This window comes from Clavibacter californiensis (assembly GCF_021952865.1).
In the GTDB taxonomy this organism is placed as follows: Bacteria; Actinomycetota; Actinomycetes; order Actinomycetales; family Microbacteriaceae; genus Clavibacter; species Clavibacter californiensis.
In genome coordinates, this window is record NZ_CP040792.1 from 2997441 (window position 1) to 3022095 (window position 24655).

Annotated in this window: 18 protein-coding genes; 9 read left to right on the plus strand and 9 right to left on the minus strand. The window is 73.0% G+C overall.

All coding sequences use genetic code 11. The features are described 5' to 3' along the window. Window positions 1-6 precede the first annotated feature (6 nt). From FGD68_RS14390 to FGD68_RS14400, 3 genes are read right to left on the minus strand one after another with little or no spacing between them, the layout of a single operon-like run. Window positions 7-1173 (minus strand): magnesium and cobalt transport protein CorA, encoded by a 1167-nt coding sequence (locus FGD68_RS14390; RefSeq protein WP_104235069.1) that lies wholly within the window; start codon window positions 1171-1173, stop codon window positions 7-9. Between the two features lie 47 nt (window positions 1174-1220). Next, entirely contained in the window at window positions 1221-2063 is an 843-nt protein-coding gene (locus tag FGD68_RS14395; protein ID WP_119372800.1) for an aldo/keto reductase, read from the minus strand. Continuing rightward, window positions 2060-3646, minus strand: a complete 1587-nt coding sequence (locus tag FGD68_RS14400; protein WP_119372799.1) for a long-chain-fatty-acid--CoA ligase — start codon at window positions 3644-3646, stop codon at window positions 2060-2062. The genes FGD68_RS14395 and FGD68_RS14400 overlap by 4 nt, the downstream gene beginning before the upstream one ends. Before the next feature lie 140 nt (window positions 3647-3786). Here FGD68_RS14400 and hrpA point away from each other — a divergent pair, with 140 nt between their 5' ends. From hrpA to FGD68_RS14430, 6 genes are all read left to right on the plus strand, one after another. Further along, window positions 3787-7605 carry an ATP-dependent RNA helicase HrpA gene (gene hrpA / locus FGD68_RS14405; RefSeq protein WP_119372798.1) on the plus strand — a complete coding sequence of 1273 codons (3819 nt, stop codon included), beginning with the start codon at window positions 3787-3789 and terminating at the stop codon, window positions 7603-7605. A 122-nt stretch (window positions 7606-7727) separates the two neighbouring features. Then, a complete protein-coding gene (locus FGD68_RS14410) occupies window positions 7728-8897 on the plus strand; it encodes a PP2C family protein-serine/threonine phosphatase (RefSeq protein WP_119372797.1) in 1170 nt (389 codons plus the stop codon). Between the two features lie 151 nt (window positions 8898-9048). Continuing rightward, window positions 9049-10575, plus strand: coding sequence for an ABC transporter substrate-binding protein (locus tag FGD68_RS14415; RefSeq protein ID WP_119372796.1), 1527 nt, complete (start codon window positions 9049-9051; stop codon window positions 10573-10575). After that, window positions 10572-11546, plus strand: a complete 975-nt coding sequence (locus FGD68_RS14420; RefSeq protein WP_237609600.1) for an ABC transporter permease — start codon at window positions 10572-10574, stop codon at window positions 11544-11546. The genes FGD68_RS14415 and FGD68_RS14420 overlap by 4 nt, the downstream gene beginning before the upstream one ends. Beyond that, a complete protein-coding gene (locus FGD68_RS14425) occupies window positions 11543-12457 on the plus strand; it encodes an ABC transporter permease subunit (protein ID WP_237609601.1) in 915 nt (304 codons plus the stop codon). Before FGD68_RS14420 ends, FGD68_RS14425 begins: the two co-directional genes overlap by 4 nt. Further along, entirely contained in the window at window positions 12454-13896 is a 1443-nt protein-coding gene (locus FGD68_RS14430) for an ABC transporter ATP-binding protein (protein ID WP_237609602.1), read from the plus strand. Before FGD68_RS14425 ends, FGD68_RS14430 begins: the two co-directional genes overlap by 4 nt. Before the next feature lie 7 nt (window positions 13897-13903). Here FGD68_RS14430 and FGD68_RS14435 read toward each other — a convergent pair whose 3' ends face one another. From FGD68_RS14435 to FGD68_RS14450, 4 genes are all read right to left on the minus strand, one after another. Then, a complete protein-coding gene (locus FGD68_RS14435; protein ID WP_237609603.1) occupies window positions 13904-14749 on the minus strand; it encodes a sulfurtransferase in 846 nt (281 codons plus the stop codon). 28 nt (window positions 14750-14777) lie between these two features. After that, window positions 14778-15311: a GNAT family N-acetyltransferase gene (locus tag FGD68_RS14440; protein WP_119373129.1), complete on the minus strand. Its 534-nt coding sequence runs from the start codon at window positions 15309-15311 to the stop codon at window positions 14778-14780. Window positions 15312-15445: 134 nt separating this feature from the next. After that, entirely contained in the window at window positions 15446-16441 is a 996-nt protein-coding gene (locus tag FGD68_RS14445) for a ribonucleotide-diphosphate reductase subunit beta (RefSeq protein ID WP_012039117.1), read from the minus strand. Window positions 16442-16601: 160 nt separating this feature from the next. Then, window positions 16602-19106: a ribonucleoside-diphosphate reductase subunit alpha gene (locus FGD68_RS14450; RefSeq protein ID WP_119373130.1), complete on the minus strand. Its 2505-nt coding sequence runs from the start codon at window positions 19104-19106 to the stop codon at window positions 16602-16604. 375 nt (window positions 19107-19481) lie between these two features. On the opposite strand from FGD68_RS14450, the gene FGD68_RS14455 reads away from it, so the two are divergent. Together FGD68_RS14455 and FGD68_RS14460 are read left to right on the plus strand one after the other, a co-directional pair. Then, on the plus strand, window positions 19482-20693 hold the full coding sequence (locus tag FGD68_RS14455) for an MFS transporter (RefSeq protein ID WP_012039119.1): 1212 nt from the start codon (window positions 19482-19484) through the stop codon (window positions 20691-20693). 69 nt (window positions 20694-20762) lie between these two features. Continuing rightward, complete coding sequence (locus tag FGD68_RS14460; protein WP_237609604.1) at window positions 20763-21242, plus strand: hypothetical protein; 480 nt, start codon at window positions 20763-20765, stop codon at window positions 21240-21242. A gap of 66 nt (window positions 21243-21308) precedes the next feature. Here the strand turns inward: FGD68_RS14460 and FGD68_RS14465 are convergent, their stop codons facing one another. Next, window positions 21309-22301 (minus strand): aldo/keto reductase, encoded by a 993-nt coding sequence (locus FGD68_RS14465; RefSeq protein ID WP_119373750.1) that lies wholly within the window; start codon window positions 22299-22301, stop codon window positions 21309-21311. A 9-nt stretch (window positions 22302-22310) separates the two neighbouring features. Continuing rightward, on the minus strand, window positions 22311-22823 hold the full coding sequence (locus tag FGD68_RS14470; RefSeq protein ID WP_237609605.1) for a hypothetical protein: 513 nt from the start codon (window positions 22821-22823) through the stop codon (window positions 22311-22313). A gap of 135 nt (window positions 22824-22958) precedes the next feature. On the opposite strand from FGD68_RS14470, the gene FGD68_RS14475 reads away from it, so the two are divergent. Beyond that, window positions 22959-24593 (plus strand): S1C family serine protease, encoded by a 1635-nt coding sequence (locus FGD68_RS14475; RefSeq protein WP_237609606.1) that lies wholly within the window; start codon window positions 22959-22961, stop codon window positions 24591-24593. Window positions 24594-24655: the final 62 nt, after the last annotated feature.

A 24655-nucleotide genomic window follows, 5' to 3' on the forward strand; every position in this document is an offset into this window, starting at 1 on the left:
CGGGCGTCAGATCCAGTCGCGCTTGCGGAAGATCCCGTAGAGCACGCCGCTGACGCCGAGCATCAGCACGAGGGAGAAGGGGTAGCCCCAGTCCCAGTGCAGCTCCGGCATGATGTCGAAGTTCATGCCGTAGACGCTCGAGACGAGCGTGGGCGCGAAGAGGATGGCCGCCCAGCCGGAGATCTTGCGGGTCTCCACGCTCTGCCGGTTGCTCGACTCGCTGAGCTCGCGCATCTCCTCGTTCTGGCGCTGGCCGACGAGCGTCGAGTTCACGGTGAGGATGTCGCGCAGCAGCACACGGAACTCCTCCACCCGCTCGTTCACGACGATGACGTGGTCGGCCACGTCGCGGAGCGCCTGCTGCAGGTCCTCGCTCACCTCGTACTTGCCGGATCCCGCCTGCAGCTGCTGCAGCATGCCGCCGAGCGGGCGCACCGCGCGCTGGAAGTCGATGACCTCGCGGGAGAGCTCGTAGATGCGGCGGGACACGGCCGGATCCCCGTCGAACACCTGGTCCTCGATCTCGTCGATGTCGTTGGCGAGGCCCGTGACGACGGGCGCGTACCCGTCGACGACCGCGTCGAGGATCGCGTACAGCACCGACTGCGGCCCGTGGGTGAGGAGCTCGGGCCGCTCCTGCATGCGCGTGCGGATGGCCGAGAGGTCGGGCGACTCGGCGTGCCGGACGGTGATCACGAAGTTGCGGCCGAGGAACACGTGCAGCTCGCCGAACTCCACCTCCTCGCGGTCGTCCACGTAGCGGGCCGCGCGCAGCACGGTGAAGAGCGTGGAGCTGTACCGCTCCGTCTTGGGGCGCTGGTGGGCCTGCACCGCGTCCTCCACCGCGAGCTCGTGCAGGTCGAACTCCTCGGCGAGCGCCTGCAGCTCCTCGACCGTGGGGCGGTAGAGGCCGATCCACGCCATCGCGTCGGGCCGCTCGTCGAGCTCGCGGAATGTGTCGGCGAGCGTGGCGGGCGATGCGACGCGGCAGCCGTCGACGTAGACGCCGTTGTCGACGAGGCTCGGGCGGCGCGCGCCCGACTGCTCCGCGGGATCCTCCCGCTCGGCCCGCGCCCGCGACGCGCCGCCCGCATGCCCACCGAGGGGCGCGACGCCCCGGGAGACCACGGACTTGAGGCGCGTGCGGATGCGGTGCTGGGACATGACGGACACCGTACCCGCCGGAGGTGACGCGTCCGTGCCGCTGGGGAGCGCCCGGCTCAGACCACCTGGTCGGGGTGGCTGCCGACGCGTCCGGCGGCCTCGAGCGCGGTGATCCCGGCCATCTCGTCGTCGGTCAGCGCGAAGTCGAAGACGTCCGCGTTCTCGACCAGCCGCTCGCGCCGCGTGGTCTTCGGGAAGACGATCGTGCCGCGCTGCACGTGCCATCGGAGCACGACCTGCGCGTCCGTGCGGTCGTGCGCGCGGGCCGCGTCGCGCACGACGGGCGCGTCGGCGACGGCGCCGCGCGCGAGCGGGCTCCAGGCCTGCACCGCGATCCCGTGCTCGGCGAGGTACTCGGTCGTCGCGCGCTGCTGGTGCCGCGGGTGCAGCTCGATCTGGTCCACCGCGGGCGCGGGCAGCCCGGCCGCGTCCAGCGCCTCGAGGTGCGGCACGAGGAAGTTGGAGACGCCGATGGAGCGGGTCAGCCCGTCCGCGCGCGCCGCGGCGAGCGCCTCCCACGTCTCGACGTACAGGCCGCGCTCGGCGGCGGGCCAGTGGATGAGGATCAGGTCGACCGCGGGCATGCCCAGCCGGTCGAGGCTGCGGCGCATCGCCTCGGCCGCCCGCTCGCGCCCGTGGTCGTCGTTCCAGACCTTGGTGGTGACGAACAGCTCGTCGCGCGGGATCCCGGAGGCGCGGATCGCCCGCCCGACGCCCTCCTCGTTGCCGTACATGGCCGCGGTGTCGATGTGCCGGTAGCCGACCTCGAGCGCGTCGGCGACGATCCGCTCGGCATCCCCGTCCGACACCTTGTACGTGCCCACGCCGAACTGCGGGATCGGGACGCCGTCGCCCATCGCGACCGAGGGGATGGAGGTGCGGAGGACCCCGCCGCTCACGCGCCGAACCGCTCGACGAGCGCCCGCTTGAGGATCTTGCCGCTCGGCCCGAGCGGCAGCGCCTCGACCACCTCGACCCGCCGCGGGTACTTGTAGGAGGCGATGCGCTCCTTCATGTACGCGACGACCTCCGCCGCGTCGACCGTGGCGTCCGCCTTCGGCACGATCGCCGCGACGATCTCCTGCCCGTGCTCCTCGTGCGGCACGCCGAACACGGCGCACTGCGCGACGGCCTCGTGCCGGGCGAGCACCTCCTCGACCTCGCGCGGGTACACGTTGTAGCCGTTGCGCAGGATCATGTCCTTCGTCCGGTCGACCACGCGGATGTAGCCGTCCTCGTCGATGGTGCCGAGGTCACCGGAGCGGAACCAGCCGTTGACGACCGCGCGGGCCGTGTCCTCGGGGCGGTGCAGGTAGCCGTTCATGAGGTTGTGGCCGCGGATCACGATCTCGCCGAGCACGCCCCGCTCCACGAGCTCCACGCGGTCCTCGTGCTCGGGGTCGGCGATCTCGATCTGCACGCCCCAGATCGGCTTCCCGACGGTGCCGGGCCGCGCCGGTACGCCGACGTGGTTGAACGACGCGACGGGCGAGGTCTCGGTGAGGCCGTAGCCCTCGTGGATCTCGGCGTCGAACTGCTCGCGGAACGCGTCGATGACGGCCACGGGGATCGCGGCGCCGCCCGAGATGGCGTAGCGGAGGACCGGGCGCGCGGGGTTCCTGGCGGCGGCCGCGAGCAGGGCGAAGTACATGGTGGGCACGCCCATGAACACCTGCGTCTCGTGCTCGACCATGAGCGCGAGGGCGGTGTCGCCGTCGAAGCGCGGCACCATCACGATCGTGGCGCCCGCCCGGAACGACGCGTTCATGGTGCAGGTCTGCCCGAAGGTGTGGAACAGGGGCAGGCAGCCGAGGATCCGGTCGCCGGCGCGCAGGTCGAAGGTGTCGAGGATGAGCACGTCGACCTGCATCACGAGCGCGAGGTGGCTGCCCTCCGCGCCCTTCGGCTGGCCGGTGGTGCCGGACGTGTAGAGGATCGTCGCGGTGTCGGACGGCCGACGCGGCACGTAGGTGCGGATGGGCGTCGCGGCCTGCGCGAGCTCCTCCAGCCGGTCGGGCCCGCCCTCGGTGGCGGCCGGCACGAGCACGCTGATCACCGGCACCTCGGCGAGCGCCGCGCCCTTCGCGCCCTGCTCGAGCAGAGGGCCGGCGCAGACGAGGAGGGCGGATCCGGAGTCGCGCAGCACGTACGCGATCTCCTCGCTCTTCAGCAGCGCATGCACGGGCACGACCACGCCGCCGAGCGCGAGCACCGCGTAGTACACGCGCGGGAAGTCGGCGACGTTCGGGATGAGCATCGCGACGCGCGTGCCCTCCCCCACACCGCGCGCGGCGAGGGCGCCCGCGTAGGCGCGCGTCTGGTCCCAGAGCTCGCGGTAGGTGGTGGGGACGTCGCCGACGACCACGGCGACGCGATCGGCGTGCCGCTCAGCCGACTCGGCGAGGATCGCGGCGACCGAGACCGAGGCGAACCCGGTGGTCGTCGGGTGGTCGTCGGCGAGGAGGGGCGTGTCGGAGCTCATGGGTGGATCCCGTCGGTCGTCGTCGACTCGGGCGGCGACTGCGACCCGCGCGCCGTGGTGTCCCGGCGCCTTTCCCCGACGTTACCTCCGGGCCGCGGCCACGGGGAGGGGCGGCGCCCCGCGGATAGACTCAAACCAGCATGGAATCCAGCATCGCGTACCCGCCCGAGCTCCCCGTCAGCCGGATGCGGGACGAGATCGCCGACGCCATCCGCGACAACCAGGTCGTCATCGTCGCGGGCGCGACGGGATCCGGCAAGACCACGCAGCTGCCGAAGATCTGCCTCGAGCTCGGCCGCGAGAGCATCGGCCACACGCAGCCCCGACGGCTCGCCGCGCGCACCATCTCGGAGCGCATCGCGGAGGAGCTCGGCGGCGAGGTCGGCCAGCTCGTGGGCTACCAGGTGCGGTTCACCGACAAGGTCTCGGCCGACACCCGCATCAAGCTCATGACCGACGGGATCCTGCTCAACGAGCTGCAGCGCGACCGGCTGCTCAAGAAGTACGACACGATCATCATCGACGAGGCCCACGAGCGCAGCCTCAACATCGACTTCCTGCTCGGCTACCTCAAGCAGCTGCTGCCGCGCCGGCCCGACCTCAAGCTCATCATCACGTCGGCCACCATCGACCCGCAGAGCTTCTCGAAGCACTTCGGCGACGCGCCCATCGTGGAGGTGTCCGGGCGCACGTACCCCGTGGAGATCCGCTACCGCCCGCTCGTGGCCGAGGCCGCCGTCGCGGGCGAGGACGACGACCTCGCCGACGCCCCGCTCGAGCGCCCGGCCGACGATCGCGACTTCCTCGAGGGGATCAACGCGGCCCTCGACGAGCTCGCCGCCGAGTCGTCGGGCGACGTGCTCGTGTTCCTCAGCGGCGAGAACGAGATCCGTGACGCCGAGGACGCGATCCGCAGCCGGGACCTCCCGCACACCGAGGTGCTCCCGCTCTACGGCCGGCTCTCGTCCGCGGACCAGCACCGCGTCTTCCAGCCGTCGACGCAGGCGGGCGTGCGCCGCCGCATCGTGCTGGCCACCAACGTCGCCGAGACGAGCCTCACGGTGCCCGGCATCAAGTACGTCATCGACGCCGGCACCGCCCGCATCTCCCGCTACTCCGTGCGCTCCAAGGTGCAGCGCCTCCCCATCGAGGCGATCTCGCAGGCGTCCGCCAACCAGCGCTCGGGCCGCTCCGGCCGCACGAGCGACGGCATCGCGATCCGCCTGTACTCCGAGGAGGACTTCGCCCGCCGGCCCGAGTTCACCGAGCCGGAGATCCTGCGCACGAACCTCGCGGCCGTCATCCTGCAGATGGTGTCGCTCGGCCTCGGCGACATCGCCGCGTTCCCGTTCCTCCAGCCGCCGGACTCGCGCGGCATCAAGGACGGCGTCGACCTGCTCACGGAGCTCGGCGCGGTCGTCCGCTCCCCCGACGGGACGCCGGCCCTCACCAAGGTGGGCCGCGACCTGTCGCGCCTCCCGATCGACCCGCGGTTCGCGCGCATGGTCGTCGAGTCCCGGAAGCACGGCGTGAGCCGCGAGGTCATGATCATCGTGGCCGGCCTCACCATCCAGGACGTGCGCGAGCGCCCGCTCGAGAAGCGCCCGCAGGCCGACCAGCAGCACGCGCGGTTCGTGGATCCGTCGAGCGACTTCATCACCCTCCTCAACCTCTGGAACCACCTGGAGGAGAAGGAGGCCGAGCTCTCCTCGAGCGCGTTCCGCCGCATGTGCAAGGCCGAGTTCCTCAACTACGTGCGCGTGCGCGAGTGGAAGGACGTCTTCCGCCAGCTGCGCCAGCTCGCGCGCCCGCTCGACCTGCAGATGAACGAGCCGAAGGCCGACCCGGACGGGATCCACAAGTCGCTGCTCGCGGGCCTCCTCAGCCACATCGGGCTGAAGGACGCGCAGAAGAAGGACTACGTCGGCGCGCGGCAGTCGCGCTTCGTGGTCTTCCCGGGGTCGGCGCTCGCGAAGAAGCAGCCCGACGCGATCATGAGCGCCGAGCTCGTGGAGACGAGCCGCCTGTTCGCGCGCACCAACGCGGCCATCGACCCGGCCTGGGCCGAGCCGATCGCGGGCGCGCTCGTGAAGCGCACCCACAGCGAGCCGCACTGGGAGAAGAAGCAGGGCGCGACCGTGGCATGGGAGCGCGTCACGCTGTACGGCGTGCCGATCGTGCTCAAGCGCCGCGTGCAGTTCTCCCGCATCGATCCCGCGTACGCGCGCGAGCTCTTCATCCGGCACGCGCTCGTCGAGGGCGACTGGGAGTCGCAGCAGGCGTTCGACCGCGCCAACCGGAAGCTGCGCGAGGAGCTCGCCGAGGTCGAGGAGCGCACGCGCCGCCGCGACATCCTCAACGACGACGAGGCCGTGTTCGAGTTCTACGACAAGCGCATCCCGCGCGACGTCGCCTCCACGCGCGCCTTCGAGGGCTGGTGGAAGAAGCAGCGGCAGGAGACGCCGGAGCTCCTCACCATGACCGCCGAGGAGCTCCTCGCCGAGGACGCGGTCGACGTCGACGAGGCCGCGTTCCCTCCCACCTGGCAGCAGGGCGACCAGCGCCTCTCCCTCACCTACCGCTTCGAGCCGGGCGCGCCCGACGACGGCGTGACCGTGCAGGTGCCGCTCGCGCTGCTCGCGCGCCTCAGCCCCGCCGGCTTCGACTGGCAGGTGCCGGGCATGCGGCGCGATCTCGTGACCGCCATGATCAAGGCCCTCCCCAAGGCGCTGCGCAAGAACGTGGTGCCCGCCGCGGACTGGGCCGACCGGCTCCTCGAGGGGCTGCCCGAGCCGGATCCGCAGCACCCCGTGGCCTTCACCACCACCATCGCGGGCCTCATCATGCGGAAGGCGCACGTGCGCGTGGCCGACGACGACTTCGACCTCGACCGGATCCCCGCGCACCTGCGCATGGCGTTCCGCGTGGTCGACGAGCGCGGCCGCGAGGTCGCCGCCGGTCGCGACCTCACGCAGCTCCAGGCACGCCTGTCCAGCCGTGCGCGCGACAGCGTCGCCCGCGCCACCGCGCGCCCGGTCGAGCGCGTCGCCGGCGCATCCGGACCCGCGACCCGCGGCATGGAGCGCACCGGCCTCACCACGTGGGACCTCGACGAGCTGCCGCGCTTCGTCGACACCGCGCAGGGCGGCACGGGCGACAGCCGGCACGTCATCCGCGCGTACCCCGCGCTCGTCGACGAGGGATCCACCGTCGCGATCCGCCTCATGGCGACCGCCGAGGACCAGGCGCGCGCCATGCCCGGCGGCGTGCGGCGCCTGCTCGTGCTCGCCATCGCGAACCCCTCCGCCTACGTGAAGCAGCACCTCACGAGCCAGGAGAAGCTGATGCTCGCGACGAGCCCGTACCCGAACGTGCAGGCGCTCTTCGACGACTGCCTGCTGGCCGCGATCGACCAGGTGCTCGAGCGCGTGGCCCCCGGCGGCGCGATCTACTCCAAGGAGCTGTTCGAGACGGCGCGCGACCGCGTCTCGGGCGTCGTCATGGACTCCATGTTCGACACGGTGGCGCTCGTGAACCGGATCCTCACGGGGTACCGCGACGCCGAGCGCGCCATCAAGCAGGCGACGAGCATGCAGCTCATCGGCGCTCTCACCGACGCGCGCGAGCAGCTCGCCGGGCTCGTGCACCCGGGCTTCGTCTCGGCCACCGGACTCGCGCGCCTCCAGCGCCTGCCCGCCTACCTCTCCGGCCTCACCCACCGCGTGCAGCGCCTGCCCGACCAGCCCGCGCGCGACCGCGCGTGGATGACCGAGGTGCAGAAGGCGACCGACCTCTACCGCGAGGCCGGCGGCGTCATCCCGTCGGCGGCGCACGCGCCCGAGTCGCTCGTGCACGCCCGCTGGATGCTCGAGGAGCTGCGCCTCAGCCTCTTCGCCCAGCACCTGCCGACGGCCGAGCCGGTGTCGCTGCAGCGGATCCGCAAGGTGCTCGCGGGCTGACGGGCGGCGGGTCGGCGTTTCCTCACGCGCGTAGACTCGATCCATCCCGCACGACCGGCCGCACCGGCGGCGTGAGGGTGCGCGGATCGGGGGATCCGCCGCGAGAGCTAAGGGGGACGCGCATGGACACCGACCTCCGGGAGCGCCAGCGACTCGAGTCGCTGGAGGCGCTGCATGTCTTCGGCACGGCGCCCGAGACGCGCTTCGACCGCATCACGGTGATGATCGCCGAGTTCTACCGCGTGCCCATGGCGGCCGTCGGGGTGGTCGGCGCCGACGCCATCTGGATGAAGTCGGCCACCGGCCTGCCCTCCGCGCGCTGGCCGCGGAACGGCACCTTCAGCGACGCGGCGCTGGCGGCCGAGGGCGGCATGCTCGTCGTCGAGGATGCCCTGCTCGACCCGCGCCTCGCCACCTCCCCCAGCGTCACCGGCCCGCTCGGGATCCGCTTCTACGCCGCGCAGCAGCTGCGCGCGCCCGACGGCAACGTGATCGGCGTCTTCCTCGTCGCCGACACCGCGCCGCGGTCCTTCGGCCCCACCGACCGCGCCCGCCTCTCCCTCATCGGCGACTTCTTCTCCGAGGAGCTCGCCCGCGAGACCGACAGCCACCGCGCCGCCGAGGTCGCCCGGGCACTCAGCCCGCAGGCCGCACCGCACCTGGACGGCTACGAGGTCGCGGGCACGAGCGTGCCCGCCCAGGTCGTCGGGGGCGACGTGCACGACTGGTTCCTCGAGGACGGCGACCTGCGCCTCACCCTCGCCGACGTGATGGGCAAGGGCGTCGGCGCCGCCATCCTCGCCGCGGGCGTCCGCGCCACCATCCGCCTCGCGTCCCGCGCGCACGGGGTGCGCGACACGATGGTGCACGCGGCGGCCGCGCTCGTCGACGACCTCTCGACCGCCGGATCCTTCTCCACCCTGTTCCACGCGCGCCTCCAGCTCGCCACGGGCATCCTCACCTACGTCGACGCCGGGCACGGGCTCGCGCTCGTCATCCGGGCGGACGGCGCGATGCTGCGCCTCCGCGGCCACCACCTCCCGCTCGGGCTCGAGGCGGAGGACGCGTGGCAGGAGCAGTCCGTGCGGCTGGATCCGGGCGACGGCCTCGTGGTGTTCAGCGACGGGCTGCTCGACTTCTTCCCCGACGAGGAGGCGGCGTACGCCTACCTCGCGGGCCTCCTGGCGCGGCACGGATCCGCGCGGCGCTTCATCGACGCCCTCGTGGCCCTCACCCCGGCGGGGCAGGCGGACGACTGCACGATCATCGCCGTGCGGCGCGCGGGGGCCTGACCGCCGCTCCCGAACGGATGCAACGGGTCTCGCTGCCCGGGCGACGCCGGACGCGTGTGGAATCCGTTGAGAATCATTCTCGATAAGCCGGTAGTCTGCGCCTCGTCCCGCGCCGCCGTGCGGGGCCCACGCAGCTGCACGGAGGATCCCCATGACCACGCTCCCCAGGAGGCATCCCGCGACCACCGCGGCGCTCGTCGCCATCGCGATGACCGCGGCGGTGTCCGGCTGCGCCTCGTCCCCCGCGAGCTCCGCGGACGCCACCACGGGCGGCACGCTCCGCGCGGCCTTCCCCGGCGGCGGCGCGGCCGAGACGCTCGACTACCTCGTCGGCCCGACCGCTCTCGACTACGTGCGCGCGCGGCTGGTGCACGCGCCCTTCTGCGAGATCGACGCGTCAGCTCCGGACGGCGTCTCCTACGGCGCCCTCTCCTCCATCGACGTGAGCGCCGACCTCTCGACCTACACGCTGCACGTGCGGCCCGACGTGCCGTTCACCGACGGATCCACGCTCACGGCCGCGGACGTCATCTACTCGCTACGCGCTCCCGGGCTGCTGCACGGCCTGCCGTTCACGCAGATCGTCGCGCGCGACCTCGACGTCGACGCCGCCACGGCCGTCGACGACCTCACCGTCACGCTGCCGACGCGCCACCCGGTCGCCGACGGGCGCCAGCTCATCTGCCAGAGCATGCTCGCCATCAAGGACGGCACCACGGAGTTCACACCGACGACGCCGTCCTCCGGCCCCTTCACCATCAGCGGATTCGAGCCCGGGCAGAGCACGGCCCTCACCCGGAACCCGACGTTCTACGGGAACGCCCTCGGCACCGGACCGACGCTCGACTCCATCGAGCTGCTGTCCATCTCCGACCAGACCGCCCGCGAGGACGCCCTGCGCCAGGGCCAGGTCGACTACGCGAGCGGGCTCGCCCCGGCGCAGGCCCAGGAGCTCACGGGAGCGTCCGGGATCACCGTCTCCACCAGCGAGCTGCCCTACGCCTCCTCCCTGCAGTTCCTGATGAACCCGTCCTTCGCGCCCTTCGCCGACGAGCGCGTGCGCGAGGCGTTCAAGCTCGCGATCGACCGCCAGCAGATCGTCGACACCGTCTACTACGGCCACGCGTTCGCGGGCGACGACGTGCCCGGGCTCGGCTTCCCGAGCTACGACACGACGCTGCCGCAGCGCGAGCACGACCCGGACCGGGCGAGGGCGCTCCTCGCCGAGGCCGGACAGAGCGGCATGGCCGTGACGCTCACGGCGGGCCCTGAGCTGCCCGGCATGGTCGAGACCGCGACGCTCGTCGTGCAGGACCTCCGCGCGATCGGCGTGGACGCGACCCTCTCCCAGCTGCCGGCCGGCCAGCTCTACGCCGACTACGCGGCCTACCAGAAGCTGCCGTTCGCGGCCGGGTACACGCCTCCGGCGCTCTTCGAGCCGAACCACGTGCCGGGAGCGCTGCCCGAGGCGGACGCGCTCGTCGCCCAGGCGCGCAGCGCCGCCACCCCGGAGGCCCGGCTCGCCGCGTCGCACCAGGCCCAGCAGATCATCTGGGCGAAGGGCTACACGATCCAGCCGGTGTTCGTGCCCTCGATCAGCGCGCAGTCCGACGGCGTCGCGGGCGTCCGGGAGCTGCAGTTCCCCGACCTGTCGCGGGCGACGGTCGCGGCCAGGTGAGCTCCGCGGCGCCGCTCGGCCGGTGGATCGCCGGGCGGTGCGGCGCCGCGCTCATCACCCTCGTGGCGCTCTCGGCCGTCGTGTTCGCGAGCGCGTCCGCGCTGCCCGGCGACGCCGCGGGCGCCCTCGCGGGCAGCGGCGCGACCGCGGCGGAGCACGACGCCCTGCGCACGGACCTCGGCCTCGACCGCCCGGTGGTGGAGAGGTACCTGGCCTGGGCCGCCGGCGCCCTGCACGGCGACCTCGGCAGATCCCTCGTCTCCGGCCGCGAGATCGCGCCGCTGGTCGCCGAGCGCCTCGCCGACACGCTCACGATCACGGCGCTCGCGGTCGCGGTGATCGCGGTGATCGCGACCGGCCTCGGCCTCGCGTCGGGTATGCGGGAGGGCAGCGCGGCCGACCGATGGCTCACCTCCCTCACGGTGGTCATGATGGCGACCCCGGACTTCCTCGTCGCCATCGCGCTCCTCGTGCTGTTCACCTCGCTCGTGCCGGTGCTCCCCGCCGTCGCGCTCCTGCCGCTGGGCGACGCCGCGTGGCAGCACCCGGAGGTGCTCGTGCTGCCGGTCGCGACGCTCGCCCTCGCCGGCGCGGGCCCGGCCGCGCGGATGCTGCGCGCGGCCGTCGTCGACGTGATGCGCGCCCCGTTCATCGAGCACGCACGGCTGAACGGGATCCGCGGCCTCCGCCTCGCGCTCGTCCACGTGCTGCCGAACGCGGCGGCGCCCGCGCTGCAGTCGCTCGCGCTGGTGGCCGCCGGGCTGCTCGGGGGCGGGATCGTCGTGGAGACGCTGTTCGGCGTCCCCGGCATCGGCCTGGAGCTCACGCGCGCGGTGTCCGCGCGGGACGTGCCGATGGTGCAGGCGGTGGCGCTGACGCTCGGGGGCACGGCCCTCGCGATCCTGCTGGTCGGCGACATCGGCGCGGCCCTCCTCCGTCGCCGCCGGGGTGCCGAGCAGGTGCGCGGATGAGCGAGGCGCGCGGCGGATCCCGCACGCCCGGCGGACCCCGCACGTTCGGCGGGTGCCGCGTGCTCGGCGGGTGCCGGGTGCTCGGCGGGTTCCGGGTGCTCGGCGGGTGCCGGGTGCCCGGCAGGTTCCGGGCGCTCGCCCTGCTCCTCGCCGCGGGCGTCGTCGCCGCCGCCCTCCTCGGGCCCCTGCTGCCGCTCGGCTCGCCGGACGAGGTCGTCGGGCGGCCGTTCGCGGGTCCGGACGCCGCGCATCCGCTCGGCACGGAGCTGCTGGGGCGCGACCTGCTCGCGCGCGTGGCGGCGGGCGGGCAGGGTCTCGTGCTCGAGGCCCTCGCCGCGACCCTGATAGCGAGCGCCGTGGGGCTCGCGATCGGGATCCGGGCGGGGCTGCGCCCGTCTCGGGTGTCGGATGCGGCCGTGCGCGTCGTCGACGCGGTGGCCGCCCTGCCCGCGCTGCTGGTGCTGCTCGTCCTCGCGGCGGGCGCCCCGGGCCAGCCCGCGGCGATCGTCGCCGCCATCGCCCTCGTGAGCGCGCCGTTCTCCGTGCGGGTCATCCGCCAGCAGACGCGCATCGTCGCGGCGGCCGACCACGTCGTCATCGCCCGGGCGCGCGGCGACGGGATCGGCAGCAGGCTCCGGCACGACATCCTCCCCGGGATCCGCTCGGTCGCCCTGGCGGACGCGGGCCTCCGCTTCATCGCCGCGCTCCAGCTCGCCGCCGCGGCCGGGTTCCTCGGGGTCGGCGCCAGCGCGCCCGCGGCCGACTGGGGGCGGATGGTCCGGGAGGACGTGGTCGGGATCCGCTCCAACCCGCTCGCGACCCTCGTGCCGGCGGGGCTCCTCGTGGCGGTCGCGCTCGGCGTCACGCTCGCGGTGGATGCGACGAGCAGACGTCAGGGAGGCGGCAGGTGATCCCCGCCATCGAGGTCCGGGGCCTCACCATCCGTGCCGCGACAGACGCGACCGACGCGACCGCCCCCGGCGCGGCGCTGCTCCACGGGATCGACCTCCGCGTCGCGCCCGGCGAGGTCGTCGGGCTCTCCGGGCCGTCCGGCAGCGGGAAGTCGACCCTCCTGCACGCGCTGCTCGGCCACCTCTCCCCCGGCAGCAGGGTCGCCGCGGGCACCGTCCGCGTCCACGGCGTGGATCCCCTCACCCCGGCCGGCCGCCGCCTCCTCCGCGGGCAGGTCGTGGGGCACGTGCCGCAGGATCCGGCGAGCGCCCTCGATCCCGCGCGCACCGCGCTGCACCACATCCGCCAGGCGGCGCGACGGTCCGCGGGCCGCACCTCACGCGCGGAGCTCGGCCGGGTCGTGCTCGAGGCCGCGCACGACGCGCGCCTCGACCCCACGCTGCTGCGGCGGCGCGGATCCGAGCTCTCGGGCGGCCAGGCGCAGCGCGTGATCCTCGCGGCCCTCCTCGCGGCGCAGCCTGCGGTGGTCCTCCTCGACGAGCCCACGAGCGCGCTGGACGCCGAGACCGCCGACCTCGTCGCGCGCCACGTCGCGCGCCTCCCGTGGCTCCCGGCAGTGGTCCTCGCCAGCCACGATCCCGATGTGCTGGCGCGCACGAGCGGGCGCGTCGTCACCCTGCGCGACGGAGCCCATGCACCCGGCGGGACCCGGGACGCTGCGCCGCCTCCGCGTGCTGCGGCGACGGCGACGGCTGCGTCCCGCACGGCCGCACCGGCCCTCCCCGCCGTCGACGTGTCCGGCCTCCGCATCCGCTTCGGCGCGCACCGGGTGGTCGAGGAGGCCTCCCTCCGCATCCCAGCCGGCGGGATCGTCGCGATCCGCGGCCGGTCCGGCTCCGGGAAGACCAGCGTCGGCCGCGCGATCGCCGGCCTGCTCGTGCCGGAGGCGGGCGTGCTCGAGGTGGCCGGCGCCCGCATCCCGTGGCCGGGCGACGACCGCTCCACGTACCAGAAGCCGCTCGTGGGGCTGGTGCTCCAGGACTCCCGCGCCGCCCTGCACCCGGGCGAGACGGTGCTGGCGACCCTCGCGCGCGCGGGTCGCGCCGCGGTGCGCCAGGGCTCCCCGGCCGTCGATCCCGCCGAGCTGCTCGGGCGCCTCGGGCTGGATCCGCGCCTCGTCGACCGCCGGCCGCACGAGCTGAGCGGCGGTCAGCGCCAGCGCGTCGCGATCGCCCGGGCGCTGGCCGCGGCCCCGGCCCTCCTGGTGTGCGACGAGATCACCGCGTCCCTCGACGCGACGGCCGAGCGGACGGTGCTCGACGCCCTCGACGAGGCACGCGCGCGCACGGGCGTCGCGATCCTGCTCATCACGCACAGCGCGACGGCGGCCGAGCGCGCCGACCGGGTGCTCACGCTCGCCGACGGCCGCCTCGGCTGACGGGTCGTCAGTGGCCGCCGGGCGCCCCGCCCGTCGCGGCCGGCAGCTCCGGCCGGTTCGCCCACGCCGACCAGGATCCCGGGTACAGCGCCGCGTCGATCCCCGCGATGGCGAGCGCCGCGATCTCGTGCGCGGCCGTGACGCCCGAGCCGCAGTAGACGCCCACCCGGTCGCCCGCCCGGATGCCGAGGTCCGCGAACCGCGCCCGGAGGGCGTCGGCCGGGAGGAACGCGCCGTCCTCGGCGAGGTTCCCGGCGGTCGGCGCGCTCACGGCGCCGGGGATGTGGCCCGCGCGCAGATCCACGGGCTCGACCTCGCCGCGGTACCGCTCCCCCGCACGCGCGTCGAGCAGGACGCCGGTACGCGCCACGTCCGCGGCGGCGGCCTCGTCGAGCGTCGCCAGCGCGCCCCGGGTGAGCGTCACGTCGCCGGGCTCGGGCGCGGTGGATCCCGTCTCCAGCGGCAGCCCCGCCGCGACCCACGCGGGCAGCGCGCCGTCGAGGATCCGCACGTCCGCGATGCCCGCGTCGCGCAGCAGCCACCACGCCCGCGCGGCGGCCGTGTTGCCGCCGTCGTCGTGCACGACGATCGCGTCGCCCTGCCGGATCCCCCAGCCGCGCGCCGCCCGCTCGAGGTCGGCGGTCGCGGGCAGCGGGTGCCGCCCCTCCTCGGGCGCACCGTGCCCTGCGAGCTCCGTGTCGAGATCCGCGTACACAGCGCCAGGGATGTGCCCGGCCTCGTGCAGCGGCCGGCCGGGAGGTCCGCCGAGCGACCAGCGCACGTCGATCACGCGCACGTCGTCGCGGGTCCGGAGGGCGTGGTCGAGCGCGGTGGGGGCGATGAGGATCTCCATCACCCCATGCTCGCAGCGCCGCGCGGGATCAGACGAGCGGCTTCTCGAAGCAGACCGAGTTCGTGACGGGGATGTACGGCGGGTACACGTCGATGGGCAGCCAGCCCGCGGTCGCGTAGAGCTGGATGGCGTCCGGCTGCCGGTCGCCCGTCTGCAGGATCAGCCGTCGCGCGCCGCGCTCCCGGGCCACGCGCTCCAGCTCGGCCATGAGCACGCGGGAGAGCCCTGTGCCGCGATGCCCCGGATCCACGACGACCTTCTTCAGCTCCAGGTCGTCGCCGAGGTGCCGGATGACGCCGTGCGCCGCCGCATCCCGGTCGTCGCCCTCGAGGACGAGCAGCACGACGGCCTCGACGTCCGCCGGGTCGAACGCGAACGCGACCGCGGCCTTCGCGGGCCAGTCGGGGTCGTCGTCGTGCCGGCCCTCGTACCGCACGTCCATCTCGGCCTCCATGGCCTTCCGGATCCGCGCCCCGCGCGGGTCCTCCCAGCCGACCACCTCGGTGCGGTACACCCGTCCGTCGCGCGCGACGTGCCGGGTCCCGGGCTGCTCCTCGGTCATGCTCCCTCTCCCTCCGGGCCCGACCGGATGCCGGCGCGGGCATGACGACGCCCGCACCGGCATCCGGGTGGATGCGCGGCGCGGGCGGCGTCGATGGTGCGGTGCCGCGGTCTCCCGCGGCGGGTGTTCCGGTGCTACTTGGCGCCGACGGTGGCCGACGCGTTCGACTCGTACGACGTGTTGGTCGACTCGAAGAAGTTGACGAGCTGCAGCGTGTCGTTCGCCGTCGCCATCCACTTCGCCGGGTTGGAGACCTTGTACTCGGCCTCGAAGCCGAGCTCCTCCAGGCGGCGGTCGGCCAGGTACTTCACGTACTGGTTGATGTAGTTCGCGTTCAGCCCGAGGATGCCGTTCGGCAGGAGGTCGCGGTTGTACTGCTCCTCCATCTCGACGGCGTCGAGGATCATCTGCTTGATCTCGGCGGCGAACTCCTCCGTCTGCAGGTCGGGGTTCTCCTCGAGCACCGTGAGGATGAGGTTGATCCCGAACTTCAGGTGCAGCGACTCGTCGCGCACGATCCAGTCCATGAGCGAGCCGAAGTTGCGCAGCAGGTTCCGCTGGCGGAACGACAGCGACACCATGAAGCCCGAGTAGAACCAGATGCCCTCGAGGATGACGTTGTACGCGACGAGGTTCCGGACGAAGTCCTTCTTGCCCTCGGTGGTGGTGATGTCGAGGGTCTGCTCGGTCATGCGCTTGATGAACTTGACCTCGAACTCCTCCTTGCGCGCCATCGACGGGATGTCGACGTGGGAGTTGTACGCGGCCTCGCGGTCGATCGGGAACGTCTCCAGGACGTACTCGAACGACATGCAGTGGTTCGCCTCCTCCCACATCTGCTTCGCCAGGTAGAGGTGGCACTCCGGCGCGTTGATGTAGGGGTAGACGCCGAACGCGAGCGCCTTGTTCACGAGGAGCTCGTTCGGGTTGAAGTAGCTCATGAGGAACGTGATCGCGTGGCGCTCCTCGTCCGTCATCTTCTTGAAGTCCGCGATGTCCTCGCCGAGCTGGATCTCGTTGGGGAACCACGTGTTGGCGACGGCCTGGTCGTACAGGTCCATGGCCCACTGGTAGTTGACGGGCTTGAGGAGGAGGCCCTCCTGGATTCCCGTGCCGAGGATCTTCGACATTGGTGTCTCTACTTTCGCGCTGCGTTACGGGTCGTGCGGTGGGGCGGCCGGTCGGGCCGGGAGGAGCTAGGAGCGATGCCCGCCTACTGGCAGGAGTCGCACTGGAGCTCGTCCATGGGGTCCATGGGGACGACGTAGTCGCCGAACGTGTCGTCGTTCATCAGCGTGCACCTCCCACTCCGCCGAAGCCGAAGCCCTTGCGGGGCGCCGGGGCGGACTGCGGGGCCGGGGCCTCCGCGGTCGCGCTGGATGCGGGAGCGGCCGACGCGGGGACGGCCGCGGGTGCGCCGCCGCCGAATCCGCCGAAGCCCTTGCGCTTGGTGCCGTCGGCGTCCTGCGACTTGTCGACCTTGACGGTCGACTGCTCGGCCGTGTGACGCGGCTTCATGTGCAGGTAGTACGTGGTCTTGACCCCGCGCTCCCAGCCGGCGAAGTAGATGTCCATCATGTCGCCGAGGTCGCGCGTCTCGAGGTACATGTTGCGGCTGATGGCCTGGTCGATCCACTTCTGCGCACGTGCCGCGACCTCGAGGAACGCGTACGGCGAGAGCTGGAAGCTCGTGCGGTACGTGGCCTTGACCGAGTCCGGGATGGCGGCGATGTTCTGGATGTCGCCCTGGCTGCGCAGGATGTTCTCGCGCACGGCCTCCCAGATGCCGAGCTCCTGCAGGTCCTTCACGAGGTTCCTGTTGACCTCGAGGAACTTGCCCGAGGAGGTGGAGCGGCTGAAGATCTGCGAGAACTGCGGGTCGAGGCCGGGCGTGGTGCCCGCGACGAGGCCGATGGACGCGGTGGGCGCGATCGCCATGAGCGTCGCGTTGCGCATGCCGCCCTTGACCTTGGCGCGCAGCGCGTCCCAGTCGAGGCGCGTGGTGCGGTTGACCTTGACGGGCACGCCGCGGTCGGCCTCCATGAGCGCGATGGAGTCGAGCGGCACGAGGCCCTCCGACCAGCGCGAGCCCTCGAAGTTCGGGTACGCGCCGCGCTCCTTCGCGAGATCCGCCGACTCGTCGATGGCCGCGTAGGAGACGTGCTCCATGATCTCGTCGATCAGGTCGTACGACTCCTCCGACTCGTAGGAGTAGCCGAGCTTCTCCACGATGTCGGTGAAGCCCATGACGCCGAGGCCCACCGCGCGGTTCTGCTGGTTGGAGAAGTCCGCCTCCTTCACGCTGGAGCGCGTGATGTCGATGAGGTTGTCGAGCTGACGCACCGCGAGACGCGCGCTCTGCTCGATCTTGGCGAAGTCGACCTTGCCGTCGGCGAAGTGCTGCGACAGGTTGATGGACGCCAGGTTGCAGACGGAGACGTTGTCCTCGTCCTGCGGCAGCGTGATCTCGGTGCAGAGGTTCGAGAGGTGGATCGTGCCCGTGTTGTTGTTCAGGGCGCGGTTGTTGATCGTGTCCTTCCAGGTCAGCCACGGGTGGCTGGTGGTCTGGAGCGAGATGAGGATCGACTTGAACTGCTCGCGCGCCTTGATGCGCTTGAACATCCGGATGCGACCGGCCTCGGCCTCGCCGACGTAGAACGCGTAGCGCTCCGAGAAGGCCTTGCCGTAGAGCTCGTTGAGGTCGGAGACCTCCAGCGGGTCGAAGAGGTACCAGTCGTCGTCGTTCTGGACGCGCTTCATGAACTCGTCGCTGATCCACACGGCCGTGTTGGCGGTGCGGGTGCGGCGGTACGGGTCGCCCGAGTTCTGGCGCAGGTCGAGGAACTCCGGGAAGTCGAGGTGCCAGTTCTCCATGTAGAAGCACAGGGCGCCGAACTTCTTGCCGCCGCGGCTGACCGCGCGGAGCACCGAGTCGATGGTGTGCATGAACGGGATCGGGCCCGTGGAGGTGGTGTTGTTCGAGCGGATGGGCGAGCCCTGCGCGCGCAGCTTCGAGACGGAGAGGCCGATGCCGCCCGTGCCCTTGGTGAGCCACATGACGTCGCGCGTGGTCTTCGCGATGTGCTCGATGTCGTCCTGCATCTCCATGACGAAGCAGTTCGCGAGCTGCGGGTAGATGGTGCCCGCGTTGACGAGGGTGGAGCCGGCCGCGAGGTACTCGAGCTTCGACATCTTCTCGTAGAAGGCGATGGCGGTCTCGGTGGGGTCCTGCTCGTTGAGCGTGAGGCCCATCGCGATGCGCATCCAGAAGTACTGGGGCACCTCGAGGGCGTCGCCGTTGCGGCCCTTGATGCCGTAGCGGTTGTTCAGCGTGACGACGCCGATGTACTTGAGCAGCTCGTCGTGCGCGGGCTCGAGGGCCTGGGCGAGGCGCTCCAGGTCGAACAGCTGCACGAGGCGCGAGTCGAGGAGCATCTCGTCGACGCCGCGCTGGATGTTGCGGGCGAAGTGCTCCGCGTGAAGGCGCTTGAGCTCCTCGGGCGACGAGTAGTCGCCGAGGACGCGCTTGTAGATGGTCTTGAGGAGGAGGCGCGCGGCGACGGTGTCGAACGCCGGGTCGTCCTTCACGTTCTGGAGCGCGACCTGGATGACGGCCTCATCCAGCTGCTGCGTGGTGATCCCGTCGAAGAGGGTGATCTCGAGCTCGGAGGCGATCTGCGTGACCCAGCCGATGTTCTCGTCGAGGCCCTGCGTCGCGTCCTCGATGGCCAGGTTGATGCGGTTCGCGTCGTACGGCTCCCGCGTGCCGTCGCGCTTCACTACGGTGATGGACACTCTGCTCCTCGTCGTCTTCATCGTCCGCGCTGATCGGCGGCGGACTGTCCTGCGGTCGGCGGTGACGCGGTGCGGGACGTGCCCGTCGCCTGCGTCTCACCAGCCCTGGTCCTCACCAGGGGAAATGCTCGGCGAGCCCTCGTCCGCCCTGCTCCGCGGAGCCAGGACGATGGGGTTGCCCGCCGTCACATCACTATATATGCGGGCACCCGGCCGAGCCCAACCCCATATGTAGTGGGCGTGTCGTCCACAGGTGTGGACAACTCCGCGGACTTGTCCACAGGTTCCACAGGCTACGGAGCTCCCCCGACATCGCCGTCCGGTGGCGCCGGGGGCTGCGGGAGGAGGCCTCCCGGCCGGTAGGATCTGACCCTCGTGAGCACGTACGGAAGCCTCCTCAAGACCCGCGGCGTGGGCCGGATCATCGCCGCCCAGCTCGTGGCGCGCTTCCCGGGCGGCATGCTCTCGCTGGCGTTCCTCATGCACGTCGAGCGGATCCACGAGTCGTACGGTGCGGCCGGCCTCGTGCTCGCGGCGACGAGCATCGGCCAGGCCGTCGCCGGCCCGCTCACGAGCCGCTGGATGGGGGTCTGGGGGATGCGCCCGGTGCTCATCCTCACGTCGGTCGTCTGCACGGTCGCCGTCGTCGCGGTGGCGCTCGGCGACGAGAGCACGTCCGTCCCCGTGTTCATGGTGCTCGGCCTCGTCGCGGGTCTCGCGAACCCGCCCGTGCAGCCGGCCGTCCGCACCATCTACCCGAAGATGGTCAACTCCAAGCAGCTCACGCCGCTGTTCTCCCTCGACGCGTCGGCGCAGGAGATCATCTGGGTGCTCGGGCCCGTCATCGCGACGTTCCTCGCGATCCAGGTGGACACGAGCGCCGGGATCCTCGTGGCGGCCGCTTTCCTCGTCGGCGGCGGCGCGTGGTTCATCTCCTCGCCCGAGCTCGGCCGGGTGCGCATCCCGCGCAGCAAGCGCCGCTTCGGCGTGGTGCTCGGGCGCCCGCCCGTGCTGCTCAGCACCGTCGTCGGGTTCCTGCTCATCGCCGCGTGCTCCGCCATCGAGGCGGGCGTCGTCGCGGTCTACGGGCACGGCGGCCCGGAGGCGGGCTTCGTGCTCGCGATCTTCGCGGTCGGCTCGCTCATCGGCGGCCTCTCGCTCGGGCACATCCCGATCAGCCCGTGGGCGATGGCCCGGCGGCTCACGATCATCCTGGTCGGCACCGCCCTGGCCGCCGTGTGGATGCAGTTCGCCTGGCTCTCCGTCTTCCTCTTCCTGGCGGGCGTCGGCATCGCGCCGGCGCTGGCCGTGCTGTTCGCCGTGGTCTCGTCGTCGGTGCGCTTCAGCGACACCGCCGAGGCCTACGGCTGGGTCGGCACCGGGCAGCTCATCGGCGCCGCGCTCGGATCAGCCGCGGCCGGCTTCGTCATCGACGCGCAGGGGGCGCAGGGCGCGTTCGTCGTCGCTGCGGCGCTGCTCGCGGCCGGCACGGCCATCGCCGCCGTCTTCCACCGGCACAGCCCGGACCTCCGCGGCCGCGACGCCGGACCCATCCCGGACACGGAGCCCGTCCCGGTCATGACCTGACGGGCGCATCCACGCCCCAGAGTCTCCGCCCCCGCGGAAACCCGTTCGGCCGCTGGATAGTGTGAGTGCATGACCTCTCCGCAGACCCCTCTGACCACGCGCCGCCTGCGCGCCGGGATCGCCGGGCTGGGCCTCGTGCTCGGCCTCGCGCTCGCCGGGTGCAGCTCGCCGGCCGCAGACGACGCCGCGACGCCCGCGCCGTCCGCCTCCGCTTCCGCTTCCGCATCAGCCGAGGCAGCGAGCCCCACGCCGGAGGCGAGCGCGGACGCCGGATCTGGCGACGCCGCCGCGCCCGGATCCCGCGAGGCCATCGCCGCGAAGACCCGCGACATCGCGTGCGGCCTGAAGGACAAGTCCACGCTCGAGGAGTCGGACGTGCAGGCGTTCCGCGACCTCGGCACCGAGATCTCCGCCTCCACCGAGAGCGGCGCTGCGGCGGCCGGCCAGCAGATCACGGCCCTCGCCGACCAGATCGCGCCCGGCGTCGGCCAGCCCATCAGCGACGAGCTGAAGACGCAGATGTCGACCGCCTGCGACTCGCTGCAGTAGGGCATCCACGCGTACGACGGCCCCGGTCAGCATCGCTGACCGGGGCCGTCGCACGTCCGGGTGGGACTACCAGCGCGGGTGGACCGCGGCGCGGAAGTACCGGTCGTAGACGTCCGCGACCTGGCGCTCGAAGACCTCGCCGAGGGCGGGTGCGTCGCCGGCGCGCGCGTTGGCCTGGGCCTGCTCCGCGTTGCGGGCGCCGGGGATCACCGCGGAGACCCCCTCGCGCTGCACGATCCAGGCGAGCGCGACCTGCGCGGGCGTGAGGTCCGGCGCGGCCTCGTGGGCGGCGGCCGCGAACTCGCGGGCCGCGGCGACGCCGTCGTCGTAGTCGACGCCCGAGAAGGTCTCCCCCACGTCGAACGCGGCGCCGCCGCGGTTGAAGTTGCGGTGGTCGGTCTCGGCGAAGGTCGTGTCCGCGGTGTAGCGGCCGCTGAGGAGGCCGGAGGCGAGCGGGACGCGGGCGATGATCCCGACGCCCGCCTCCACGGCGGCCGGCAGCACGCGGTCGAGCGGCTTGAGGCGGAACGCGTTGAGGATGATCTGCACGCTCGCCACGCCGGGACGCGCGATGGCGAGGAGGGCCTCGTCGGTCGTCTCGACGCTGACGCCGTAGGACGCGATCGCGCCGTCGGCGACGAGCTCGTCGAGGGCGTCGTAGACGCGGTCGCTCGAGAGGACGGGCGTGGGCGGGCAGTGCAGCTGCACCAGGTCGAGCGTGTCGACGCCGAGGTTCCGGCGGGACCGGTCGGTCCACTCGCGGAAGCGGTCGAGGGTGAAGTTGGCGGGGTCCTGCGCGTCGCGGCGACCCATCTTCGTGGCGACCGTGACGCTGGCGTCCGGGTGCGCGCGCAGCCAGGATCCGATGATGGTCTCGCTGCGGCCGTCGCCGTAGACGTCGGCCGTGTCGAAGAAGGTGATGCCCGCGTCGGCCGCCGCGTCCAGCACCGCGAGCGCGTCGTCCTCGGCCACGTCACCCCAGTCCCCGCCGAGCTGCCAGGTCCCGAGTCCGATGACCGAGACGTTCCGATGGGTCCTGCCGAGGCTTCTCTGCTCCATGCGTCGAGCCTACGCGCGGGGGACGCCCGCCTCGCGGTCGTCGGTCGAGGCTCGGACGGGCCGGCGGCGCAGGGCGTGCACGGCGAGCGCGGCGATCACCGCCATCGGGCCGCCCGCGACGACGCCCGGCGCGAGGGTCACGAGCAGGGGCACGGCGTCGAGGAGCCAGCGCTCGCCCAGCGGGTCGCCGAAGCTCGAGTACGGCATGGAGGTCGCGATGCGGGCGGCGAGCGCACGCAGGCCCAGGCCCGCGGCGGGGAAGACGACGGCGAGGATCCAGAGCGTCGGGGCGAGCCAGCCCGCGAGGGCGGGGCGGTCGGCCGCTCGGGGGACGGATGGCGCCGGCGTCCCGCGCGTCTGCGGGTCCCCGGTGGGCGTCGACGGACCGGGAGCCTCGGCGCCCGCCTGCGGATCCGTCCGCGGATGCGGCGCCGGAGCTGGACCCAGGGCCCGCTGGAACGCCGGGTCGAACCGCGGATCCACGCCGGCAGGCTCGCCGTCCCCGTCCGACCTCCGCGTCATGACGGTCAGGCTACGCCCGGGTCCGGCCCAGGATCCTTGGCGGACGCTAGTGCTCGTCATGGGGTGCTCATAGGGTCGCCGGGTGTGATCTCCTCATGGCCCCCACCGGGCCACCCGAGACACGAAGGACCCGTCATGAACGAGACACCCCAGGAGCCGACCGGACGTCCGGACGAGGCCCCCATCGACGACACCCGCTCGACCGACGCGCACGCTCCGGCCGCGACCCCGGCCGCGACCGCGCCCGAGACCGAGGCCGCGCAGCCCGCCTGGCCGGCGCCCGCCGGTCCCGCGGCCGACGGCCCCGCCGCACCCGAGGCACCCCGCGCACCCGCCGCGCCCGCGGCGTGGACCGCCCCGACCGACGCGCACGCCGCCGCCGGACCCTCGGTCGGCGCCGGCGCCCCCACCGCGCAGCAGCCGACGGCGCAGCAGCCCGCCGCCCAGCAGCCCACCGCCGCATACGCCACCGCGATGCCCGCCGGCGCCCATCCCGCCGGAACGCCGTGGCCCGCCCCCGCCACCGACGCCTTCGGACGCCCGTACGCCGTGGACGCGGCCGGCAACCCCGTCCCGCCGAAGCGCATGCGCCGCGGCCTCCGCACGGGCCTCATCGCCGGGGCGTCCGCCCTCGCGCTCCTCCTCTCCTTCGGCAGCGGCACGGCCGTGGGCTTCATGGCCGACCTCGGCCGTTCGAGCTCGCAGGCCGGGAGCGTGCAGATCCAGGACCCGGGCTCCTTCACGCCGGGCCAGGGCTTCGGCCGCGGCACGATCACGGTGCCCGGGCAGGGATCCGGCAGCGGCTCCGGCTCGGGATCCGGCACGCAGTCCGGCACCGGGCGGGGCGCCTCGGTCACCTCCCCCGAGGCGACCACCGCGCAGGAGGTCGGCGTCGTCACGATCGACTCCGCGCTCACCTACGAGAACGCAGCCGGTGCGGGCACGGGCATCATCCTGTCGTCCGACGGCACGATCCTCACCAACAACCACGTCGTCAGCGGCGCCACCAGCATCCGTGTCACGGTCGAGTCGACCGGCAAGGCATACGTCGGGAAGGTCGTCGGCACCGACGCCACGAACGACGTCGCGGTCCTCAAGCTCGAGGGCGCGTCGGGACTCACGCCGGCGAAGCTCGACACGGACGGCGCCCAGGTCGGCGAGGCCGTCACGGGCGTCGGCAACGCGGGCGGCACGGGCACGCTCACCGCGGCGACCGGCCAGGTCACCGCGCTCGGCCAGACCATCACCACGCAGTCCGAGGGCACGGCCGCGGGTGAGACGCTCACCGACCTGATCCAGACGGACGCGGCGATCGTCTCCGGCGACTCCGGCGGGCCGCTCGTGGACGCGGAGGGCGAGGTCGTCGGCATCGACACCGCAGCCTCCTCGGGCTCCGAGCAGATCGCCGGGTTCGCCATCCCGATCGACAAGGCCGTGTCCATCGCGAAGCAGATCGAGAGCGGCGTCGAGTCCGGCACCGTCAAGATCGGCTACCCGGCGTTCCTCGGCGTGCTGCTCGCGAACGGCGCGGGCACCGTGGCGGGCGCTCCCGTGCAGGGCGTCGTCGACGGATCCGGCGCTGCCAAGGCGGGCCTCGCCCAGGGCGACGTCGTCACCTCGGTCGACGGGAAGGCCGTCGCCTCGGCGTCCGAGCTCAGCGCCGCGATCTCCGCGCACAAGCCCGGCGAGTCGGTGGAGCTCGGCTGGACCACCGCGGCCGGCGAAGCGAAGACCGGCACCGTGACCCTCACCGAGGGCCCCGTGAGCTGATCCGTCCCTCCCCCACGACGACGGCCCGTCCCGCATCGCGCGGGGCGGGCCGTCGTCGTCGT